Source organism: Stenotrophomonas sp. 1278, assembly GCF_029892765.1.
GTDB classification, from domain to species: Bacteria; Pseudomonadota; Gammaproteobacteria; order Xanthomonadales; family Xanthomonadaceae; genus Stenotrophomonas; species Stenotrophomonas indicatrix.
The window spans coordinates 33458-52761 of the sequence record NZ_JARXWD010000024.1 but is presented as its reverse complement, the minus strand read 5'-3'; the positions used below and the strand labels follow the sequence as shown (position 1 = coordinate 52761).

12 protein-coding genes are annotated in these 19304 nt (G+C 66.7%); 5 read left to right on the top strand and 7 right to left on the bottom strand.

Annotated features, from left to right (window positions below; translation table 11 throughout):
• Window positions 1–609: 609 nt before the first annotated feature.
• On the top strand, window positions 610–2217 hold the full coding sequence (locus M2299_RS17115; protein WP_099785180.1) for a hypothetical protein: 1608 nt from the start codon (window positions 610–612) through the stop codon (window positions 2215–2217).
• A 59-nt stretch (window positions 2218–2276) separates the two neighbouring features.
• Here the strand turns inward: M2299_RS17115 and M2299_RS17110 are convergent, their stop codons facing one another.
• Window positions 2277–2987, bottom strand: a complete 711-nt coding sequence (locus tag M2299_RS17110; protein ID WP_223486514.1) for a glutathione S-transferase — start codon at window positions 2985–2987, stop codon at window positions 2277–2279.
• Between the two features lie 149 nt (window positions 2988–3136).
• On the opposite strand from M2299_RS17110, the gene M2299_RS17105 reads away from it, so the two are divergent.
• Both M2299_RS17105 and clpB read left to right on the top strand, forming a co-directional pair.
• Window positions 3137–3952, top strand: coding sequence for a DUF3014 domain-containing protein (locus M2299_RS17105; protein WP_223486513.1), 816 nt, complete (start codon window positions 3137–3139; stop codon window positions 3950–3952).
• A 180-nt stretch (window positions 3953–4132) separates the two neighbouring features.
• On the top strand, window positions 4133–6718 hold the full coding sequence (clpB, locus tag M2299_RS17100; protein ID WP_032975152.1) for an ATP-dependent chaperone ClpB: 2586 nt from the start codon (window positions 4133–4135) through the stop codon (window positions 6716–6718).
• An 84-nt stretch (window positions 6719–6802) separates the two neighbouring features.
• Here the strand turns inward: clpB and M2299_RS17095 are convergent, their stop codons facing one another.
• From M2299_RS17095 to M2299_RS17085, 3 genes are all read right to left on the bottom strand, one after another.
• The gene (locus M2299_RS17095) at window positions 6803–7603 is read right to left on the bottom strand and encodes a MipA/OmpV family protein (RefSeq protein ID WP_280884729.1); all 801 of its coding nucleotides are present in this window, start codon (window positions 7601–7603) and stop codon (window positions 6803–6805) included.
• Window positions 7604–7744: 141 nt separating this feature from the next.
• Entirely contained in the window at window positions 7745–9034 is a 1290-nt protein-coding gene (locus tag M2299_RS17090; RefSeq protein WP_099785174.1) for an ATP-binding protein, read from the bottom strand.
• On the bottom strand, window positions 9031–9765 hold the full coding sequence (locus M2299_RS17085; RefSeq protein WP_025874693.1) for a response regulator transcription factor: 735 nt from the start codon (window positions 9763–9765) through the stop codon (window positions 9031–9033). Before M2299_RS17085 ends, M2299_RS17090 begins: the two co-directional genes overlap by 4 nt.
• A 179-nt stretch (window positions 9766–9944) precedes the next feature.
• Between M2299_RS17085 and M2299_RS17080 the strand changes: the two genes are divergently transcribed.
• Window positions 9945–11231 carry an aminotransferase class V-fold PLP-dependent enzyme gene (locus M2299_RS17080; protein WP_100436826.1) on the top strand — a complete coding sequence of 429 codons (1287 nt, stop codon included), beginning with the start codon at window positions 9945–9947 and terminating at the stop codon, window positions 11229–11231.
• Window positions 11232–11742: 511 nt separating this feature from the next.
• Here the strand turns inward: M2299_RS17080 and ybaL are convergent.
• Window positions 11743–13443 carry a YbaL family putative K(+) efflux transporter gene (gene ybaL, locus M2299_RS17075; protein ID WP_025874691.1) on the bottom strand — a complete coding sequence of 567 codons (1701 nt, stop codon included), beginning with the start codon at window positions 13441–13443 and terminating at the stop codon, window positions 11743–11745.
• A gap of 158 nt (window positions 13444–13601) precedes the next feature.
• On the bottom strand, window positions 13602–15989 hold the full coding sequence (locus tag M2299_RS17070) for a TonB-dependent receptor (RefSeq protein WP_025874690.1): 2388 nt from the start codon (window positions 15987–15989) through the stop codon (window positions 13602–13604).
• Between the two features lie 334 nt (window positions 15990–16323).
• Here M2299_RS17070 and M2299_RS17065 point away from each other — a divergent pair, with 334 nt between their 5' ends.
• A complete protein-coding gene (locus M2299_RS17065) occupies window positions 16324–18189 on the top strand; it encodes an ABC-F family ATP-binding cassette domain-containing protein (protein ID WP_280884728.1) in 1866 nt (621 codons plus the stop codon).
• 91 nt (window positions 18190–18280) lie between these two features.
• Here the strand turns inward: M2299_RS17065 and ampR are convergent, their stop codons facing one another.
• On the bottom strand, window positions 18281–19144 hold the full coding sequence (gene ampR, locus M2299_RS17060) for a LysR family transcriptional regulator AmpR (protein ID WP_025874688.1): 864 nt from the start codon (window positions 19142–19144) through the stop codon (window positions 18281–18283).
• Window positions 19145–19304 lie beyond the last annotated feature (160 nt).

Below are 19304 nucleotides of genomic sequence, written 5' to 3'. Positions count from 1 at the left end.
ACCGGCCGAAGCAACCGCAGACGGGGGATTGGGGGGGGTGGGGGGGGTGGGGGGGGTGGGGGGGGACGCCGTAAACCCATACTTGGGGGCTTGGCCGCGGCATCCATGCCGCGGACACCCCCGCAACCGGACCCACCCCGCCTTCGACAGATTTCCGCGATCTGTTGGAATGGCATGGCCTGTTGCTAGTGGGACCTTGGTCGACACAGTAGATCCACGCCATGCGTGGATGTCTGTCGGTAGTGCCGGCCGCTGGCCGGCAACCACGCAGATGCCTGCGATCCGGCGCCTGAGAGCGCAGCGACCGGCTTCTGCTTTTGATCTTTTGATTCTCTTCCGTGGCTGGCGCCCGCAGGAAACTGTCCGTGGCCGGGCGGGGTGGGCTGCGCAGGACCGTTGGCGCCATGGATGGCGCCATCGAGCCCCCATGGACGGGTTTACGGCGTGTCCTGCGCAGCCCACCCCGCACGACCCACTCCGATAGGCTGCTTTCAGCGACCAACCACGAGGGGCTCCGCCGTTGGCTGGAACCCATCATTCCACTCGGGAATTGGCGCGCCGGCCCCGCTGGGCCTACCATCGGCGGTCCCCACCCCCACCGCCCCTTCCATGTCCGCTCCCGCTTCCACCGCGCCGCGCCGCTGGTTCGTCGCTGGCGACTTCAATGGCTTCTTCGGCCTGGTCGTCGACAACCTCTCCATCCTCGGTTTCATCGCCATGGCGCTGGTCGGGATGTTCCAGTTCCCCGCCGACGTGGTCTTCGGCCGCATGTTCCCCGGCACCGCCCTGGGCGTGCTGGTCGGCAACCTGCTGTACACCCTGATGGCACGGCGCCTGGCCGCGCGTACCGGGCGCGACGACGTCACCGCCATGCCGCTGGGTCTGGATGCACCGACCAGCATCGGCATGGCGCTGCTGGTGCTGGGCCCGGCCTTCCTGGCCTTCAAGCAGCAGGGCCTGGACCCGCATGCCGCCGCCATCGCCACCTGGCAGCTGGGCATGGCCTCGCTGGTCATCATGGGCGTGCTCAAGCTGATCCTGTCCTTCTTCGGTGAAGCGGTGACCCGCGCGCTGCCGCGCGCTGCGCTGCTGGGCTCCATCGCGGGCATCGCACTGGTGCTGATGGGCCTGCTGCCCTTGCTGGAGACCCTGCGCTCGCCGCTGGTGGGCTTCACCACGCTGGGCCTGCTGCTGTACGTACTGATCGCCAAGGGCAAGCTGCCGCTGCGCGGCCCCGGTGTGCTGCTGGCCTTCGTGTTCGGCACCGTGCTGTATTACGGGCTCGGCCTGGCCGGCCTGGGTGTGCCCGGCTTCCAGATTCCGGCCTGGGTGCCGCCGCAGGTGGTGCTGCCGCTGCCGACGCTGGGCTTCATCGAGGGCCTGCCGACCGCGATGACCTACCTGCCGCTGCTGTTGCCGTTCGGCCTGCTGATGGTGGTCGGTGGCATCAACGTATCCGAAAGCGCGCGCGCGGCCGGCGATGACTACCGCACCCGCGACATCCTGCTGGTGGAGGCGGTGGCCACACTTGTGGCCGGCGTCTGCGGTGGCGTTGCGCAGACTACTCCGTACATCGGCCAGCCGGCCTACAAGCACATGGGCGCGCGCAGCGGCTACACGCTGCTGACCGGCCTGTTCGTCGGCATCGGCGGCATGCTCGGCATCATTTCCGGGCTGGTCCAGTGGCTGCCGCTGGCGGTACTGGCGCCGATCATCGTGTACGTGTCGATCGACATCACCACCCAGGCCTTCCAGGCCACCCCGCGCCAGCATGCCGGTGCGATGGTGCTGGGCTTCCTGCCGTCGGCGGCCTACCTGCTGGCGATCAAGGCGCCGGGCTGGATTCCAGCCGAGCAGATGGGCGCGCTGCTGACCCACGTCGATGGCCACGGCCTGCCGGAGCTGGCGGTGATCTTCGCGCTGGGCAACGGCTTCATCATCACTTCGATGCTGTGGATCGCCACCGTCGCAGCGATGGTTGATGGCCGTCTGCGCCGCGCCTGCGGCTTCCTGCTGGTGGCGGCGGCGCTCACCCTGTTCGGCCTGATCCATTCGGTGGATCCGCGCGGCGGCATCTACCTGCCGTGGGATCTGCAGGGCCTGGCCCGCGTCATCAGCTGGCAGTTCGCCGGTGCCTATGTGGCGCTGGCCATCCTGCTGGGGCTGCTGTCGCTGCAGAAGCAGGCGGTGAAGCCGCTGGCTGAAAACGCCCATTGACCGGTAGCGCCGGGCCATGCCCGGCGTTGGGTTGCCCTGCCGCCGGGCATGGCCCGGCGCTACTTCTCGCCATCCAGTTCCGGGTAATGCCGGAAGATGCCGTTGGTGTTGAAGGCAAGCCGCCGTTCCGAAGCGAGATAGGCGGCGATGCCGGGCCGTTGTTCCACCCGATCCTTCAGCGCGCGCAGCAGTGGCAACGTCGGCCACAGCGCCTGCATGCGGCGTGGGAACATATAGTCCAGCCCGCTCAGCAACTGGAACAGCGACAGGTCCACGTAGGAGTGTTCGCGCAGCGGGTGGCGACCGCCATTGGCCTTCAGTACCTGCTCGAAGTAGCCAAGGAATTTCGGCAGGCGCTCATCGCGCATCGCTGCCGCGCGCGCCCTGGCCTCGGTCTTCTGGTCTTCGTAGTACTTCGACGCGGCGATCGGATGGTGGGTGTCGTGCACTTCGGCCACCAGATCGGCGATGGTCAGCTGCAACTGCAGCGCCTGCATGCGCCGCGAGGCGGCCTGCGGAACCAGATCCAGCGTCGGGCCGAGGAAATCGAGAATGGCCGCGACCTGCGCGATGACCTGTCGCCCCGCCTTCAGGAACGGTGGCGCGAAAGGCTGCGCACCTTCGCTGTGGCCATCGAGGAACGGCTGCATCACGGCGTCGCCGTGCACACGCGCCATGTCCACGTAAGCGGCGCCGGCATCTTCCAGCGCCAGCCGCACGAATTCGCCACGGCCCTGGATGCCGGTCCAGTAGTACAACGCGTACTGCATGAAGGCTTCTCCACCCAACAGGAACAGCAGGGTCGCGCGTACCGCGCAAAGCAGGCGTGAACCACAACGGCAGCGGAATGGCTGGGGAACCCCGCCGAATCAGGGCAGTCACACCTTGTCCATGCAGCTGAAAGGCGAGGTTCTGCATCATGCAGAGTGGAAAAGTGGTCTGGCCCTGGGTTCTGGGCGTGGTGGTGGTGGGCGGCGCGGGCACGTGGTTGTTCCGCGACCAGTTGCAGCACCTGGCAGATGGCGTAGCGGTGCCGGAGCAATCCGCACCGACCTCGGCAGTCGCCGCACCGAAGCCCGCTGCTACGCAGGAACCCGCGCCCTCTCCGATCAAGCATCCGCTGGATTCGGAGGCGGCCGCCGACCCTGCGTTGCCGAACCTGGCCGACAGCGACGCCGCCGCCTGGAGCACATTGAGCGAACTGTTCAAGGGCGAGGGCGCGTTGACTGCGCTGCTGCGCGATCACCTGATCCAGCGCCTGGTCACCCAGGTCGACAACCTGGACAAGGCCAGTGTGCCGCCTACCGCGCTGGCCTTCCGGCCGCTACCGGGCAGCCTGCAGTTGGAGCCGGGCGAGGGCGGCGAACGCATCGCCGCGGCCAATGCAGCGCGCTATGCGCCCTATGTGCAGGCCTTCACTGCGCTCGACCCGGCGGCGGCGGCCCACGCGTACAAGCGCTTCTATCCGTTGATCCAGCAGGCGTATGTCGATCTGGGCCGTCCTGACGGGTATTTCAATGATCGCCTGGTAACGGTGATGGATCACCTGCTGGACACCCCGGAGCTGGCCCAGGCGCCACTGCTGCAGCGCGATGAGCGGGGCCGCTACCGCTTTGCCGATGCCACCCTGCAGTCGCGCTCGATCGGGCAGAAGGCGTTGCTGCGCATGGACGTGGCGCAGGCGCGGGCGGTCAAGCAGCAGCTGCGGGCGATCCGGGCCGCGATCACCCATTGAGGCCTCCAGCGTGCGGATCTGATCCGGATCAACGCGCCGACAACACCGCTTCCGGCATGCTGGCCACAGGCTGACTGGCCTTCGAATGCAGTCGCAGCCACCCTTGAAACGGGGTGGGGCAACCGCATCTTTCCAGCATCGCCGGCGCGGGCCGGCCAAGATGACCGATGAGGTTTCGCAATGCGGATGGACAAGCTCACCTCGCGTTTCCAGCAGGCGCTGGCAGACGCGCAGTCGCTGGCGGTAGGCCGCGACAACAGCATCATCGAACCGGTGCACGTGTTCAGTGCCCTGCTGGACCAGCAGGGGGGCAGCACCCGGCCGTTGCTGGCCCAGGCCGGCGTCAACGTGCCGGTGCTGCGCGAACGCCTGGACGAGGCGCTTGAAGCGCTGCCGAAGGTGTCCGGCCAGGCCGGCAACCTGTCGATCGGCAACGACCTCAACCGCCTGCTCAACCATACCGACAAGCTGGCCCAGCAGAACGGTGATGCCTTCATCGCCAGCGAGTGGTTCGTGCTGGCCGCACTGGAAGACGGCGGCACGCTGGGCATGGCGATGCGCGCTGCCGGTGCCGACAAGGCGCGCCTGCAGACCGCCATCGACAAGCTGCGCGGTGGCGAGAACGTGCAGTCGGAGAACGCCGAAGAGCAGCGGCAGGCGCTGGAGAAATACACCATCGACCTGACCGCACGCGCCGAGAGCGGCAAGCTCGACCCGGTGATCGGTCGCGATGAAGAAATCCGCCGCACCATCCAGGTGCTGCAGCGCCGTACCAAGAACAACCCGGTGCTGATCGGCGAACCCGGCGTGGGCAAGACCGCGATCGTCGAAGGCCTGGCCCAGCGCATCATCAATGACGAGGTGCCTGAAGGCCTGCGCGGCAAGCGCGTGCTGTCGCTGGACATGGGCGCGCTGATCGCCGGCGCGAAGTTCCGCGGTGAATTCGAAGAACGCCTGAAGGGCGTGCTCAACGACCTGGCCAAGAGCGAAGGGCAGATCATCCTGTTCATCGACGAGCTGCACACCATGGTTGGCGCGGGCAAGGCCGACGGTGCGATGGATGCCGGCAACATGCTCAAGCCGGCACTCGCGCGCGGTGAACTGCACTGCGTCGGTGCGACCACGCTGGACGAGTACCGCAAGTACATCGAGAAGGATGCCGCGCTGGAGCGCCGCTTCCAGAAAGTCTTCGTGGGCGAGCCGACGGTGGAGGACACCATCGCGATCCTGCGCGGCCTGAAGGAAAAGTACGCGGTGCACCACGGGGTGGAGATCACCGACCCGGCCATCGTCGCTGCGGCCACCCTGTCCAACCGCTACATCACCGACCGCCAGCTGCCGGACAAGGCCATCGACCTGATGGACGAGGCCGCTTCACGGCTGCGCATGGAGATCGATTCCAAGCCGGAGGAACTGGACCGGCTGGAACGTCGCCTGATCCAGCTGAAGATCCAGCGCGAGATGCTGAAGAAGGAAAAGGACGACGCTTCGCGGCAGCGCCTGGCCGATCTGGAAAACGATATCGATGCGCTGGAGCGCGAGTTCTCAGATCTCAACGAAGTCTGGAAGTCGGAGAAGGCCGCGCTGCAGGGCACGACGAAGATCAAGGAACAGGTCGAGCAGGCCAAGGTTGAACTGGAGTCGGCGCAGCGCCGGCAGGATTTCGCGCGCATGAGCGAGATCCAGTATGGCGTGCTGCCGCAGCTGGAAAAGCAGCTGGCTGCCGCCCAGGAAGTGGAGAACCACGACTTCAAGCTGGTGCAGGACCGTGTCACCGACGAGGAGATCGCCGAGGTCGTCTCGCGCTGGACCGGCATCCCGGTCAACAAGATGCTCGAAGGCGAGCGTGACAAGCTGCTGCGCATGGAAGAGGTGCTGCACAACCGCGTGGTCGGCCAGGAAGAGGCGATCAAGGTGGTGTCCGACGCGGTGCGTCGTTCGCGCGCTGGCTTGTCCGATCCGAATCGACCGGGGGGATCGTTCCTGTTCCTGGGCCCGACCGGCGTGGGCAAGACCGAACTGTGCAAGTCGCTGGCCGAGTTCCTGTTCGACAGCGCCGACGCGATGATCCGCATCGACATGAGCGAGTTCATGGAGAAGCACAGCGTCGCACGCCTGATCGGTGCGCCCCCCGGCTACGTGGGCTATGAGGAAGGCGGTTACCTCACCGAGGCTGTGCGCCGTCGCCCGTATTCGCTGATCCTGCTGGACGAGGTGGAAAAGGCGCATCCGGATGTGTTCAACATCCTGCTGCAGGTGTTGGACGATGGTCGCCTGACCGATGGCCAGGGCCGCACGGTGGACTTCCGCAATACCGTCATCGTGATGACCTCCAACCTGGGTTCGCACCAGATCCAGGACATGAGCGGCGATGACACGCCGGAGGCCTACACGCAGATGAAGGCGGCGGTGATGGGCGTGGTGCAGGCGCACTTCCGTCCGGAGTTCATCAACCGGTTGGATGACATCGTGGTGTTCCATCCGCTGGACAAGCAGCAGATCAAGCAGATCGCGCGCATCCAGATGCGTGGCCTGGAAAAGCGCCTGGCCGAGCGTGGCCTGAAGCTGGTGGTGTCCGATGCAGCGTTCGATCTGCTCGGCAACGTCGGCTTCGATCCGGTCTACGGTGCGCGTCCGCTGAAGCGTGCGATCCAGGCACAGCTGGAGAACCCGCTGGCGCAGAAGATCCTGTCCGGTGCGTTCGTCAACGGCGATACCATCGAAGTGGGCAACGACGGCGGCCATCTGGTGTTCGCCAAGGCCTGATGCGTGCAACGGGGCGCTGCATGATCGCAGCGCCCCGTCTCTTTGCCAGCGCGAACGTCGGTGTCCGGCGCTCGCCGGCCATGCTCAGAACCGGTGCGTATACCCGGTCATCAACCCGAACTGGTTGGCCTTCTGCACGATCGGGCTGTCGGCGGCGTCGCCGAGCAGGCGGGTGCCTTCCACGGCGATGTACCAGTTGCCGTTGCGACCAGCACGATGGCTCCATTTCATGCCCAGCCCGGCGCTGACCAGGCCGGCCTTGGGCTTGTGCTGGGCGAAACCGGTACGTGCGGCCTGGTCGGGGCTGACGCCGTACCAGGTCTGCATATAGCCGCGGTTGCCGTAGTCGGTGGAGACGCTGCCGCTGACCACGCCACCGGCCAGATCGAACAGCGGCATCTCCAGGTTCAGGTGGATCTGCTGGGTGGCAAGGCCGTTGTCGCCCTTGTCTTCGTCTTTCAGCGTGTACTGCCAGGAACCACTCAACACCGCCTCACCCAGCGTATAGCCAGCCGCCAGGCCGACCAGGGGCCGGGTATCGATATCGCCCATGCCACGCAGGAAGTCCGAGCCGCCGAGGATCGAGTTCTTCTCGCGTCGGCTGCCGCTGCCGCCGACGTAGGCACGCACGCGGGTGTGTTCGCCGATCGCCGTGCCCCAACCCGCACCGCTGGTACCCAGAAACCAGCCGCCCGGCGAAGTCACGTCGAACGACAGCGTCGGTGCGGCCTGGAATTCCTCGCTGCCGCTATAGCGCGGGGCAACGCCGCCACCGGCGGCCAGCTCGAAGGTCCATTGATCCTCCTTGGCATGCGCTGTGGACGTTGCGAACAAGGGCAGCAGGGCCAGGCCGAGCAGGATGGGGAAACGGCGACGGTGGGACATGGCAACTCTCTACAGTGGGAGGAAATGCAGTGCGCGCATCCGGCGCGTGCTGCTGGGTCGACAGCGTGGCGGGATGCCACCGACCAATCCGTCCGCAGTTGTGCGGGAGTTGTAAGCAACTGTAAGCGCGGCCCGTGGCGTTCAGCTGGCAGCCAGTGGCCAGTGCATTTCCAGGCGTGCACCGCCCAGGGTCGCGCGTCCCACGCGCAGCTCGCCGTGGTGACGAACCGCGATGCGCCCGGCGATGGCCAGGCCAAGACCAAAGCCGCCGGTGTCGCGGCTGCGGCTGTCATCCAGACGGGTGAACGGGCGCAACACCTTCTCGCGATCGCCTTCGGCAATGCCGGGGCCATCGTCATCCACGCGCAGGCAGGCCTTGCCGGCCACGCTGACCAGTGACACCTCCACACGGGTGCGTGCATAGCGCATCGCGTTGCCGACCAGGTTGCTCAGGGCCAGCTGCAGCAGGCGTGGCTCGGCATCCACGCGTGGCAGCGCGCTGGGCCAGACCTGCAGCACCAGGCCCGCGCGCTCGGCATCGCGCCGTGCGTCTTCCATGCAGGCCTGCAGCCAGTCGTTCGCCTCGATCCGCTGCATGGGCTCGGCGTCGTTGGGATGCTCCAGCCGCTCATAGGCCAGCAGTTCGCTGACCAACCGGTTGAGCTCGGCCAGATCACCATGCAGGCCGGCAGCGAGGTGTGCCCGCCGCGCCGGGTCGTTGCTGTCCTGCATCAGATCCAGGCCGAAGGCCAGGCGTGCGATCGGCGTGCGCAGCTCGTGGGAAATGGCATGGGTAAGATCGCGCTGCCGTTGCACCAGTTCGGCCACGCGCGCGGCCATGCGGTTGGAATGCTCGACGATGACCCGGATCTGCGAGCGTGGCGATACCTGCGCACGTGCCTGCAGGTCGCCGGCACCGATGCGATCGGCATGACCCCGCAGCGCTTCCAGGTCGCGCCACAGCAGGCGTACCCAGGCATACAGGCAGGCGCCGACCAGCAGCAGGATGCACAGGTAGGCGGCGGCGGTCATGTACAGGGTCATCTGCACCTCGCCGGGAAGGCGCAGCTGCAGCCAGGGTCCGTCAGTCCCCTCGATAGGCAGCAGCACCTGCTGGTAGCGCTCACGGACGATGAAGCCGTCCCCGCGCAGGGCACTGCGCTCTTCGTCATCGAGCACGGGCGGTGCATCCAGCAGTGACAGCGCAATGCCGTAATGCGGCTGCCACTGCAGCAGGCGCTGCTGTTGCTGCTGGCGGTCCAGGCCGGCCAGTCCGCTGCGCAGCGCATACACCTGTCCGCGCACCTGTTCGACGAAGACTCGTTCCTGCAGGGGCGTGTAGATGCGGTCCAGCAGGTGGTTGAGGCTGAACACCGACACCAGCAGGCAGCCGCCCGTGACGAACCACAACCACAGGAACAGGCGCTTCACGCCGACCAGGCCGAGGGATTGAACTGGTAACCGCGGCCCCACACGGTCTTGATCCGGCGCGGTTCGCGCGCGTCATCGCCCAGCTTGCGGCGCAGCTTGCCGATGCAGACATCCACGCTGCGGTCCAGGCCATCGAAACCGATGCCGCGCGCCGCCTGCAGGATCTGGTCGCGCGACAGGATCTGCCCGGGCTGGCTGGCCAGCAGCCAGAGGATCTCGAATTCGGTGGTGCCCAGCTCTACGGGCTGCCCATGCAGGTGGACCTCGCGCTGCACGCGATCGATCAGCAGTTCGCCATGCATCAGCCTGCACGGCACCCCGGCAGGACCGCTGCCATGGCGACGGCGCAGCAGCGCGCGCAGGCGCGCCAGCAGCAGGCGCGGCTCGATCGGCTTGTGCACGTAGTCATCGGCGCCGGACTCCAGGCCCAGCACCTGTTCGATATCGTCCTCGCACGCCGTCAGCATCAGGATCGGCACGTCGGAAAAACTGCGGATCTGCCGGCACACGTCGATGCCACCGAGGCCAGGCAGCATCAGGTCCAGCACCACCAGTTCCGGCGCGTGCTGGCGGCAGGCCGCGCTGGCCAGGTCGCCACGCGGCACGTGCTGCACGGCAAATCCATGTTCGCTCAGGTAGTCGCTGACCAGCTCGGCCAGGCGGCGGTCGTCCTCGACCAGCAGCACCTGGGTCGGGTTGCCGGCGGCGGGAGTCCACGGGGAGGGCTGCATCGGTAGGGCGTCCTTGTCCGGGCAAAGGGCCCGGCGGCGAAGCCTAGCAATGGCCCATGACGACTGCCTGAATCCCGGGCAACCTGATAACCGCCGGTACTGGCGTCATCGCCAGGGGCTCTCAATGGCGGTCGATGGCTGGCCTATGGTGGGCGTTTCCCCGGATGGAGCCTGGCGCAATGAGCGATCCGCAGTGGCAACTGGAAACCCTGGCCGTGCACGGCGGCTACCGCCCCGACCCGACCACCCGCGCGGTGGCGGTGCCGATCTACCAGACCGTGGCCTACGCATTCGATGACACCCAGCACGGGGCGGATCTGTTCGACCTGAAGGTGCCGGGCAACATCTATACGCGCATCATGAACCCCACCACCGACGTGCTGGAGCAGCGCGTTGCGGCGCTGGAAGGGGGAATCGGCGCGTTGGCACTGGCTTCCGGGCAGGCCGCGATCACCTACGCGATCCAGACCATTGCCGAGGCCGGCGACAACATCGTCGCTGCCAGTGCGCTGTATGGCGGCAGCCTCAACCTGCTGGCGCACACGCTGCCGCAGTACGGCATCCAGGCGCGTTTCGCAGATCCGGCAGATCCGTCCGCGTTCGCCGCGCTGATCGATGAACGCACCAAGGCGGTGTTCGTCGAATCGATCGGCAACCCGCGCGGCAACGTCACCGACATCGCCGCCATCGCCGAGGTCGCGCATGCGGCCGGCGTGCCGTTGATCGTCGACAATACGGTGGCCACGCCATTCCTGCTGCGCCCGTTCGAACATGGCGCCGACATCGTGGTGCACTCGCTCACCAAGTACCTCGGTGGCCACGGCACCAGCCTGGGCGGGGCGATCGTCGATTCCGGCCGCTTCGACTGGACGGCACAGCCGCAACGCTTCGCCCGCTTGAACCAGCCCGATCCGAGCTATCACGGCGTGGTCTATACCGAAGCGCTCGGCGCGGCGGCCTACATCGGCCGTGCGCGGGTAGTGCCGTTGCGCAATACCGGCGCAGCGTTGTCACCGTTCAACGCCTTCCTGATCCTGCAGGGCATCGAGACCCTGGCGCTGCGCATGGAGCGGATCAACGCCAATGCGCTGGCCGTGGCGCAGTACCTGCGCGCGCATCCGAAGGTGGCGTGGGTGCGTTATGCCGGGCTGGCCGATGACCCCGAACACGCGGCAGCGCAGCGTTATCTGGGCGGCCATGGCTCCGGTGTGCTGACCTTCGGACTGCCGGGCGGGCGCGTTGCCGGCGCCCGCTTCCTCGATGCCCTGAAACTGTTCACCCGGCTGGTGAACCTGGGCGATGCCAAGTCACTGGCCACCCATCCTGCGTCGACCACCCATCGCCAACTGGATGCGGCCGAACTGGCCAGGGCCGGGGTCAGCGAGGACACCGTGCGCCTGTCGATCGGCATCGAGCACATCGGCGATCTGCGCGCGGACCTGGAACAGGCGTTGGCGGACGGCTGATGCCTGCTGGCTTGGTCGTCATCGCCAGAGGCGATCACCACCACTGCAGGAAAGCGTTACGGTAGAGACGCTCTCCAAGGGCGTGGCGATATCATCCCCGGCCGATGCGGGTCGGCCGGGGATTTTTTTGGGCGCAGCCAACCCAGGTAGATCCACGCCGTGCATGGACGCATTTTGATGCACTGTCGAAATACTCGATTCCGATGGAGATCCATCCACGCATGGCGTGGATCTACTGTGTCGACCAAGGTCGACACCTACCAACAGCGGCACCGAACGCCGTACCCGCAGCTCGCTGAAATCTGTCGAAGGCGGGGTGGGTCTGGTTGCGGGGGTGTCCGCGGCATGGATGCCGCGGCCAAGCCTCCAGGGATGGATTCACGGCGTCCCCCGCAACCGGACCCACTCCGCCATCCCACAGGAAGCAAGCTGTTGCTGTTGCTGTTGCTGTTGCGATTGCCGGCCAGCGGCCGGCACAACAGCGGGTGCCGCGCGCAGCCCGGCCGCACCCTCACACCACCGGGATGCTGTGCTGCCCAAGACTGCGGTACGGCGGGGTGGCCATCACCATTTCCGCCAGCGAGTAGGCCAGCTCGCGCTCGGCCATCACCGTGCCGTCGGCACCGTGTTCAAGCAGATGCTTCACTTCGGCATCGCTGTGCGCACGCGCCAGCAGCGTCAGGTTGGGGTTGATCGCACGCAGCTTGGCCAAGGTCTCACCGGCTTCCAGCGGCTGCGGGATCGCCAGCACCGCGATCTTCGCGCGCTCGGGATGGGCTTCGGCCAGCACCTTGTCCGAGGCGGCGCTGCCGCGGATGCCGGGCAGGCCGGCGGCATGCGCCTCGGCCACGTGTTCCTTGTTGTCGTCGATGATCATCACCGGCACGCCACGGTCGCGCAGCACCTGCGCCAGCGCGCTACCGACGCGGCCATAGCCGATGACGATGGCATGGTCGTGCAGATCCAGCGACGGCCCCGGTGGCAGCTCGGTCTCCACCGCAGTGGGCGTGGTTTCCTGGTGCTTCAGCAGCCAGCGGTCGAGCAGGCCGAACACCAGCGGATTGAGCATGATCGAGATCAGCGCGCCGGCCAGCACCAGCGCCTGGCCGGTCGGCGGCAGGATCTTCAGGGTCACGCCGAGGCCGGCGATGATGAAGGCGAACTCGCCGATCTGCGCCAGGCTGGCCGAGATCGTCAACGCGGTGCCGGTGGGGTGGCCGAACGCGCGCACGATGAAGAACGCCGCCGCCGATTTGCCGAACATGATGATGCCGGCGGTGGCCAGCACCTGCCACGGGTGCTCGATCAGGATGCCGGGATTGAACAGCATGCCCACCGAGACGAAGAACAGCACCGCGAACGCGTCGCGCAGCGGCAGGGAATCGCTGGCCGCCTTGTGGCTGAGTTCCGATTCATTGAGCAGCATGCCGGCGAAGAACGCGCCCAGCGCGAAGGACACACCGAACAGCATCGCCGAGCCGAACGCCACGCCCAGCGCGATCGCCAGCACCGACAGGGTGAACAGTTCGCGCGAGCCGGTACCGGCAATGCGCTCCAGGATCCACGGAATGACCCGGCGGCCGACCACCAGCATCACCGCCACGAACAGGCCCAGCTGCACGAACGTCCAGCCGATGCTGGCCAGCACGCTGCCGAGGGTGTGGTGTTCATTGGCCGCGTCGGGCCCGAACACACCGGCCATCACCGGCATCATCACCAGTGCCAGCACGCAGGCCAGGTCCTCGACGATCAGCCAACCGACCGCGATCTTGCCGCGCTGGGTTTCCAGCAGGCGGCGCTCTTCCATCGCGCGCAGCAGCACTACGGTACTGGCCGTGGCCAGCGCGAAACCGAACACCACGCCGTGGATGACCGGCCAGCCCATCAATGCCGCCAGGCCCCAGCCGAGCAGGGTAGCGACCAGGATCTGGCCGATGGCACCGGGAATGGCGATGGCCTTGACCGCCATCAGGTCCTTCAGCGAGAAGTGCAGGCCGACGCCGAACATCAGCAGCATCACGCCCAGCTCGGCCAGCTGGTTGGCCAGTGCCTGGTCGGCAACGAAGCCCGGCGTGAACGGCCCGACGCAGATGCCAGCAACCAGGTAACCGACCAGAGGAGACAAGCGGAGCTTGTTGGCCAGCGCGCCGAAGATGAAGGCGAGCCCGAGACCAACGGCAACGATGTTGATCAGGTCGGTGTCATGGTGCATCGGCTCTCGCAGAAATCGGGGGGATGCCCCGATTTTCACCTAATGAGCCAAATGCGGCAAACCTTTAGAGCAAATAGGGTCAGATCCCTTTTCCTGCAGGAAAAGGGATCTGACCCCGGATGAACCCGCCGGGCAGGGCCCGGCACGCCCGTTACCGCTTACCAGTTGTACTTGATCCGCCCGTACACATACGCGCCATTGAAGCCGAACGGCGAGTAGTTGCTGTACGGCAGCATGCCGAAGGTCGAGTTCTGCAGGTCCTCGGTGCGATCCGGGTACTCGTCCAGCAGGTTGTCGGCGCCCACCGTCAGCGTCCAGTTCGCACTCGGCTTGTAGCTGGCCGAGGCATCCAGCACCCACTTGTCGCCGTAGGTCTGGTCGCGCGCGGCGGTGGCCGAGTTGCGCACCGTGAACTCGCCGTAGCGGGTCGCCGCCAGGCCCAGTTCCCAGTGATCCGAACGCCAGGTGCCACTCAGGATCGTCTTGTCACGCGGATAACTGTCCTCGATGCGGCCGATCTCATCGCGGCCGATCAGCGACTGGGTCAGGCCCAGTGTGCCGAACACCGCCGGCGTGCCACCCACGCGCTGCACTTCGGTGTCGTTGTAGCTGTAGGCCGCGGTCAGTTCCAGGCTGCTGGCGCTGAACGGCACGGTGTAGCTGGACACGAAGTCGACGCCGCGGGTGCGGGTGTCCAGGCCGTTGGTGAAGTACGAGAACGCAGTCACCTGCGGCAGGCCGAGCGTGGTCAGCAGCGCGCTGCTGGCGGCATTGGTGCTGATGCTGGACGACAACGCGATGCGGTCGTCAATGTCGATCTGGTACGCGTCGACGGTGATGTACAGGCGATCCACCGGCTGCAGCACCAGGCCCAGGCTGTAGGAGGTGGAGGTCTCGGCCTTCAGCGGCGACGCGCCCAAAGCCTGTGCGGCCGGGCTGGTGGTCGGGAAGGTGCCGCGTTCAACGAACACGCCGTTGAGGAACTGGCTGGTCACCGCCTGGTAGCCCTGCTGGGCCAGCGACGGTGCGCGGAAACCGCTGGAGGCGGTGGCACGCAGCGCCACCTTGTCGGTGAAGGCATAGCGCGCCGACAGCTTGCCGGAGAAGCGGTCGCCGAAGTCCGAGTAATCCTCGTAACGACCAGTGACACCGGCGGAGAACTTCTCGCTCAGGTCCGCTTCCAGGCCCGCATAGACCGCGTAGTTGTGGCGGTCGGTGTGCACTTCGTTGGTCGGGGTGAAGCCGCCGAAGCCCTGCGCACCGGTGCCGGTGTAGGAATTCAGCTCGCCCGGGTTCTGGTCCCACTTCTCGCGGCGGTACTCACCGCCAAAGGACAGCGTGACCGGATAGGCCAGGCCCCAGTCCAGCGACTTGGTCAGGTCGGCGTTGAAGATGTCCTGCTGGTACTTCAGCGTGCCGTCGTAGAACGAACGCGGGCTGGTCGCGCCCAGGCTGTAGTTGATGCTGTTGCGGGTGTGGAAATCCAGGGTGTTCTCGCCGTGGTTCAGGCTCAGGTCCCAGGTCCAGCCGTTGTCGGTGTTGCCTTTGACCCCGGCCACCAGCGAGCGGTCCTTGGAGTACTGGTTGATCTCCGGCACGAAGCCGTCGGGGTAGGTCTGCGCCAGCAGCGCGGTCTGTCCGTTGTGGTTGCGCGAACGGTAGAACGCGAACGAGGTGATGTCGCGGTTGCTGAGCAGCGCGCTCGCATAGCCGGTCACGTGGTCGCTGAAATCAAAGCTGGCATTGGCCGACGCCGCAGTGGCGTCCACGCGCGGGTCGCCGACGATGAAGGTGGTCTGGCCCACGGACGGGTAGTTGACGGTGTTCGGCGTGGTGCCGCGATAGGGGCCGGCGCGGTCGCTCTCGTCCTGCTGGCTGATCTGGCCGGCCACGTGCACGCGGCCACGGCCGTTGCCGAATTCCACGCCGGTATCGCCGGACAGCTGGTACTTGTTGCCGTCGCCGGCCGAGTACTGGCCGTAATCGACGGCCAGGCTGCCACCGCTGCCGCTGCCCTTCAGCACGATGTTGATGACGCCGGCGATGGCATCCGAACCGTACTGCGCCGAGGCGCCGTCGCGCAGCACCTCGACGCGCTCGATGGCGGCGATCGGAATCGCGTTGATGTCCACCGCCGACGAACCGCGGCCGATGCTGCCGTTGACGTTGATCATCGCCGAGGTGTGGCGGCGCTTGCCGTTGACCAGTACCAGCACCTGGTCCGGGGACAGGCCGCGCAGCTGTGCCGGGCGCACACCGCTGGTGCCGTCGGTCAGCGCGGGGCGCGGGAAGTTCAGCGACGGCAGCGCGCGCGACAGCGCGGTGGCCAGCTCACCGGTACCGGTGGACTGCAGGATCTCGGGGGTGATGATGTCGATCGGCGACTGCGATTCGGCGACCGTGCGGTCGGCCACGCGGGTGCCGGTGACGATCACCGTATCCAGGGTGTTGGCGGCGGTGCCGGCCTGCTGGGCGGCGGCAACGAACGGAGAACCACCGAGTGCGACAGCGACGGCGGCGGCGATCAGGCTGGTCTTGCGGGTCATCGGGAGGGGGCTCCGGTTGGCGGGATGGCACCGGAATCGACATCACGGGGGTGAGGCGGACGACGGTTGTTGCGGTGCGCAATACAGGAATTAACGGGATATTCAGTGCCTGTCAAATGCTGGTCATCAGAAAAAACGTTGCAGCAGCAACCATTTAGCTGCGACAGGCAATGACGGGGGAGGGGCCCGGGAGGCGCGCGGACAGGACGTGGGAGAGAGGAACGTCGGCCGTCGCGCATCCCGGGGCGCGTCAAGTATTCGTTAACGTTAGAATTGCGTCGCAGGAACAGTGCTTACCAGCACATTCCATTCGGTTATATGGACGCCTCCCCCCATGATTTCGCTTCGTAATTTCGCCTTGCGCCGCGGCGAGCGGCTGCTGTTGTCCAATGTCGACCTGACCCTGCATGCCGGTTACCGGGTAGGCGTGGTCGGCCGCAACGGTGCTGGCAAGTCCAGCCTGTTCGCGGCGGTGAAGGGCGAACTGGAGGCCGACAAGGGTGACGTCGACCTGCCGGGCAAGATCCGCATCGCCAGCGTTGCCCAGGAAACCCCGTCCCTGCCGGACCCGGCGCTGAGCTTCGTGCTGGGCGGTGACATCGAAGTGGCTGCGGTGCTGGCTGCCGAAGCCGACGCCACCGCCCGCGAAGACTGGGAAGCGGTGGCCGAGGCGCATACGCGCATGGCCGAGCTGAACGCCTACGACGCCGAAGCACGTGCCGGCAAGCTGCTGCATGGCCTGGGCTTCCCGGCCGAAACGCACCACCGCGCGGTGTCCTCGTTCTCCGGCGGCTGGCGCGTGCGCCTGAACCTGGCCCGCGCGCTGATGATGCCCAGCGACCTGCTGCTGCTCGACGAACCGACCAACCACCTGGATCTGGACGCGGTGTACTGGCTGGAACAGTGGCTGCTGAAGTACCCGGGCACCCTGCTGCTGATCTCGCATGACCGCGAGTTCCTCGACAACGTGGCCACCCACACCCTGCACCTGCACGGTGGTGGCGCCAAGCTTTACCCGGGCGGTTACACCGACTTCGAGCGCCAGCGTGCCGAGCAGCTGCGCCAGCAGCAGATCGCGCATGAGAAGGAACAGGCCGAGCGCGCCCACCTGCAGAGCTTCATCGACCGCTTCAAGGCCCAGGCCAGCAAGGCCGCACAGGCACAGAGCCGGATGAAGCGCCTGGCCAAGCTGGCCGGCACCGAGGCGGTGCGCGCCGAGCGCGAATTCCGCATCGAGTTCGCACCGCCGGCCAAGCTGCCGTTCTCGCTGATCCGCCTGAACCACGTCGAGGCCGGCTACGGCAGCGATTCGGTGATCCTGCGCAACGTGGGCTTCGGCCTGGAAGCGGGCCAGCGCATCGGCCTGCTGGGCCCCAACGGCGCCGGCAAGACCACCCTGGTGAAGACCCTGGTGGGCGAACTGGCACCGATTGCCGGCGAGCGCGCCGCGCACCCGGACCTGCGCATCGGCTACTTCGCCCAGCACACGGTCGAGTCGCTGCATGAAGGCCAGTCGCCGATGGAGCACTTCCGCGACCTGGCCCCGGATGCACCGAACCAGTCGTTCCGCGATTTCCTCGGCAAGTGGAATTTCCCGGGCGACCGTGCCTTTGAACCGGTGGATGGTTTCTCCGGTGGCGAGCGTGCACGCCTGGCGCTGGCATTGATCGCCTGGCAGCAGCCGAACGTGCTGTTGCTGGACGAACCGACCAACCACCTTGACCTGGAAATGCGCGAAGCCCTGGCCGAAGCACTGGCCGATTTCGACGGCGCGATCGTGATGGTTTCGCATGACCGCCACCTGATCGGCCTGGTCTGTGACACCTTCTGGCGTGTGGCCGACGGCGTGGTCGAACCCTTCGATGGTGACCTCGATGCCTACGCCGCCTGGCTGCGCACGCGCCCGCAGGCGCAGGGCACCAAGGCACGCATGGAGCAGGTGGAGGAACCGGTGGTGGTCACGACCGCACCGGTCGCGCAGGTGGTGCAGAAGAAGCCGGTCAACCCGCACAAGCTGGCCAGCGCCGAAGCCAAGGTCGCCGAGCTGGAAGGTGTGCTGGCCGAACTGGACCGGCAGCTTGCCGACTCGAGCAACTATGCCGATGCCACGCGCATGGCCGTGCTCGGCCGCGACCGCGAAGCCGCCGCCGCACAGCTGGAAAAGGCCGAAGCGGCCTGGATGGAACTGCTGGAGTCCTGATTCCATCGGTAGCGCCGGGCCATGCCCGGCGGCTTCTTCCAACCGCTGCGCGCGCCGGGCATGGCCCGGCGCTACCCGCGGCGCGCGTGTTTCATCCCTGTGCCTGCAGCCATTCGCGGAACCGCTTGGCCGGTTCCCGTTCGGCACGCGAGCGCAGACGGGTCAGCCAGTAGCGACCCAGTTCCAGCGTGGTGGCAAACGGCTGCAGCAGCCGGCCCTCGGCCAGGTCCGCTTCGAACATGCGCAACGGCAGCAGGGCAACGCCTGCGCCACCGGCCGCAGCTACCGCCAGCGTCAAGGACGAATCGAACACCGGTCCGCGTGCTTCCACGCCGTTGGCCCCGGCCATCTGCAGCCAGCGTGGCCATTCGTCGCTGCGGTACGAACGCAGCAGCGGCAAGGCCGCCAGGTCGCGCGGATGCTTCAGCCGCCGCGCCAGTGCCGGCGCGCACAACGGTGCGAACGGCGCGTCCAGGATCGCCGTGCAGGCCTGTCCCTGCCAGTCGCCATCGCCGAAACGGATCGCCAGGTCCAGGCCTTCACCGGCCAGGTCGATGCGGTTGTTGTGGGTCTGCAGCCGCAGTTCGATATCCGGGTGGGCCGCATCGAACGCGGCCAGCCGCGGCAGCAGCCAGCCGGTGGCGAAGGTGCCGACCACGCCGATCGTCAGCACTTCCCGCGCCGGGCCACCGGTGTAGCGGGCGATGCTGGCTGAAATGCGCTCGAAGGATTCATTGAGCACCGGGTACAGGGCTGCTCCTTCCTCGGTCAACGCCACGCCGCGGGGCAGGCGGTGGAACAGGCGGATACCCAGCCGGTCCTCCAGTCCGCGTATCTGGTGACTCAGCGCCGCCTGGCTGACGCAGAGTTCCAGGGCGGCCCGGGTGAAGTTCTGGTGCCGGGCAGCCGCTTCGAAGGCGCGCAACGCATTCAGCGAAAGGGTGGGGTGCAGCATAGGGACGTGTGAGGCAGGATGATGGCTGATGGTAGCGCCTTGCCATGGGCGTTGGATAAATAAAGGGTTTAATGCGTCATGCATGAATTAATCTCATGGCTGACGCTGAAAAAACGCGCTGGTCGCCTTTGCCCACCCTTTCAATAATCGGGACAGCTTC

Excerpts from the sequence above, each read along its gene's own strand:
- M2299_RS17115 (WP_099785180.1), top strand. The coding sequence starts at position 610 with ATGTCCGCTCCCGCTTCCACCGCGCCGCGCCGCTGGTTCGTCGCTGGC.
- M2299_RS17110 (WP_223486514.1), bottom strand. The coding sequence starts at position 2,987 with ATGCAGTACGCGTTGTACTACTGGACCGGCATCCAGGGCCGTGGCGAA.
- M2299_RS17105 (WP_223486513.1), top strand. The coding sequence starts at position 3,137 with ATGCAGAGTGGAAAAGTGGTCTGGCCCTGGGTTCTGGGCGTGGTGGTG.
- clpB (WP_032975152.1), top strand. The coding sequence starts at position 4,133 with ATGCGGATGGACAAGCTCACCTCGCGTTTCCAGCAGGCGCTGGCAGAC.
- M2299_RS17095 (WP_280884729.1), bottom strand. The coding sequence starts at position 7,603 with ATGTCCCACCGTCGCCGTTTCCCCATCCTGCTCGGCCTGGCCCTGCTG.
- M2299_RS17085 (WP_025874693.1), bottom strand. The coding sequence starts at position 9,765 with ATGCAGCCCTCCCCGTGGACTCCCGCCGCCGGCAACCCGACCCAGGTG.
- M2299_RS17080 (WP_100436826.1), top strand. The coding sequence starts at position 9,945 with ATGAGCGATCCGCAGTGGCAACTGGAAACCCTGGCCGTGCACGGCGGC.
- ybaL (WP_025874691.1), bottom strand. The coding sequence starts at position 13,443 with ATGCACCATGACACCGACCTGATCAACATCGTTGCCGTTGGTCTCGGG.
- M2299_RS17070 (WP_025874690.1), bottom strand. The coding sequence starts at position 15,989 with ATGACCCGCAAGACCAGCCTGATCGCCGCCGCCGTCGCTGTCGCACTC.
- M2299_RS17065 (WP_280884728.1), top strand. The coding sequence starts at position 16,324 with ATGATTTCGCTTCGTAATTTCGCCTTGCGCCGCGGCGAGCGGCTGCTG.
- ampR (WP_025874688.1), bottom strand. The coding sequence starts at position 19,144 with ATGCTGCACCCCACCCTTTCGCTGAATGCGTTGCGCGCCTTCGAAGCG.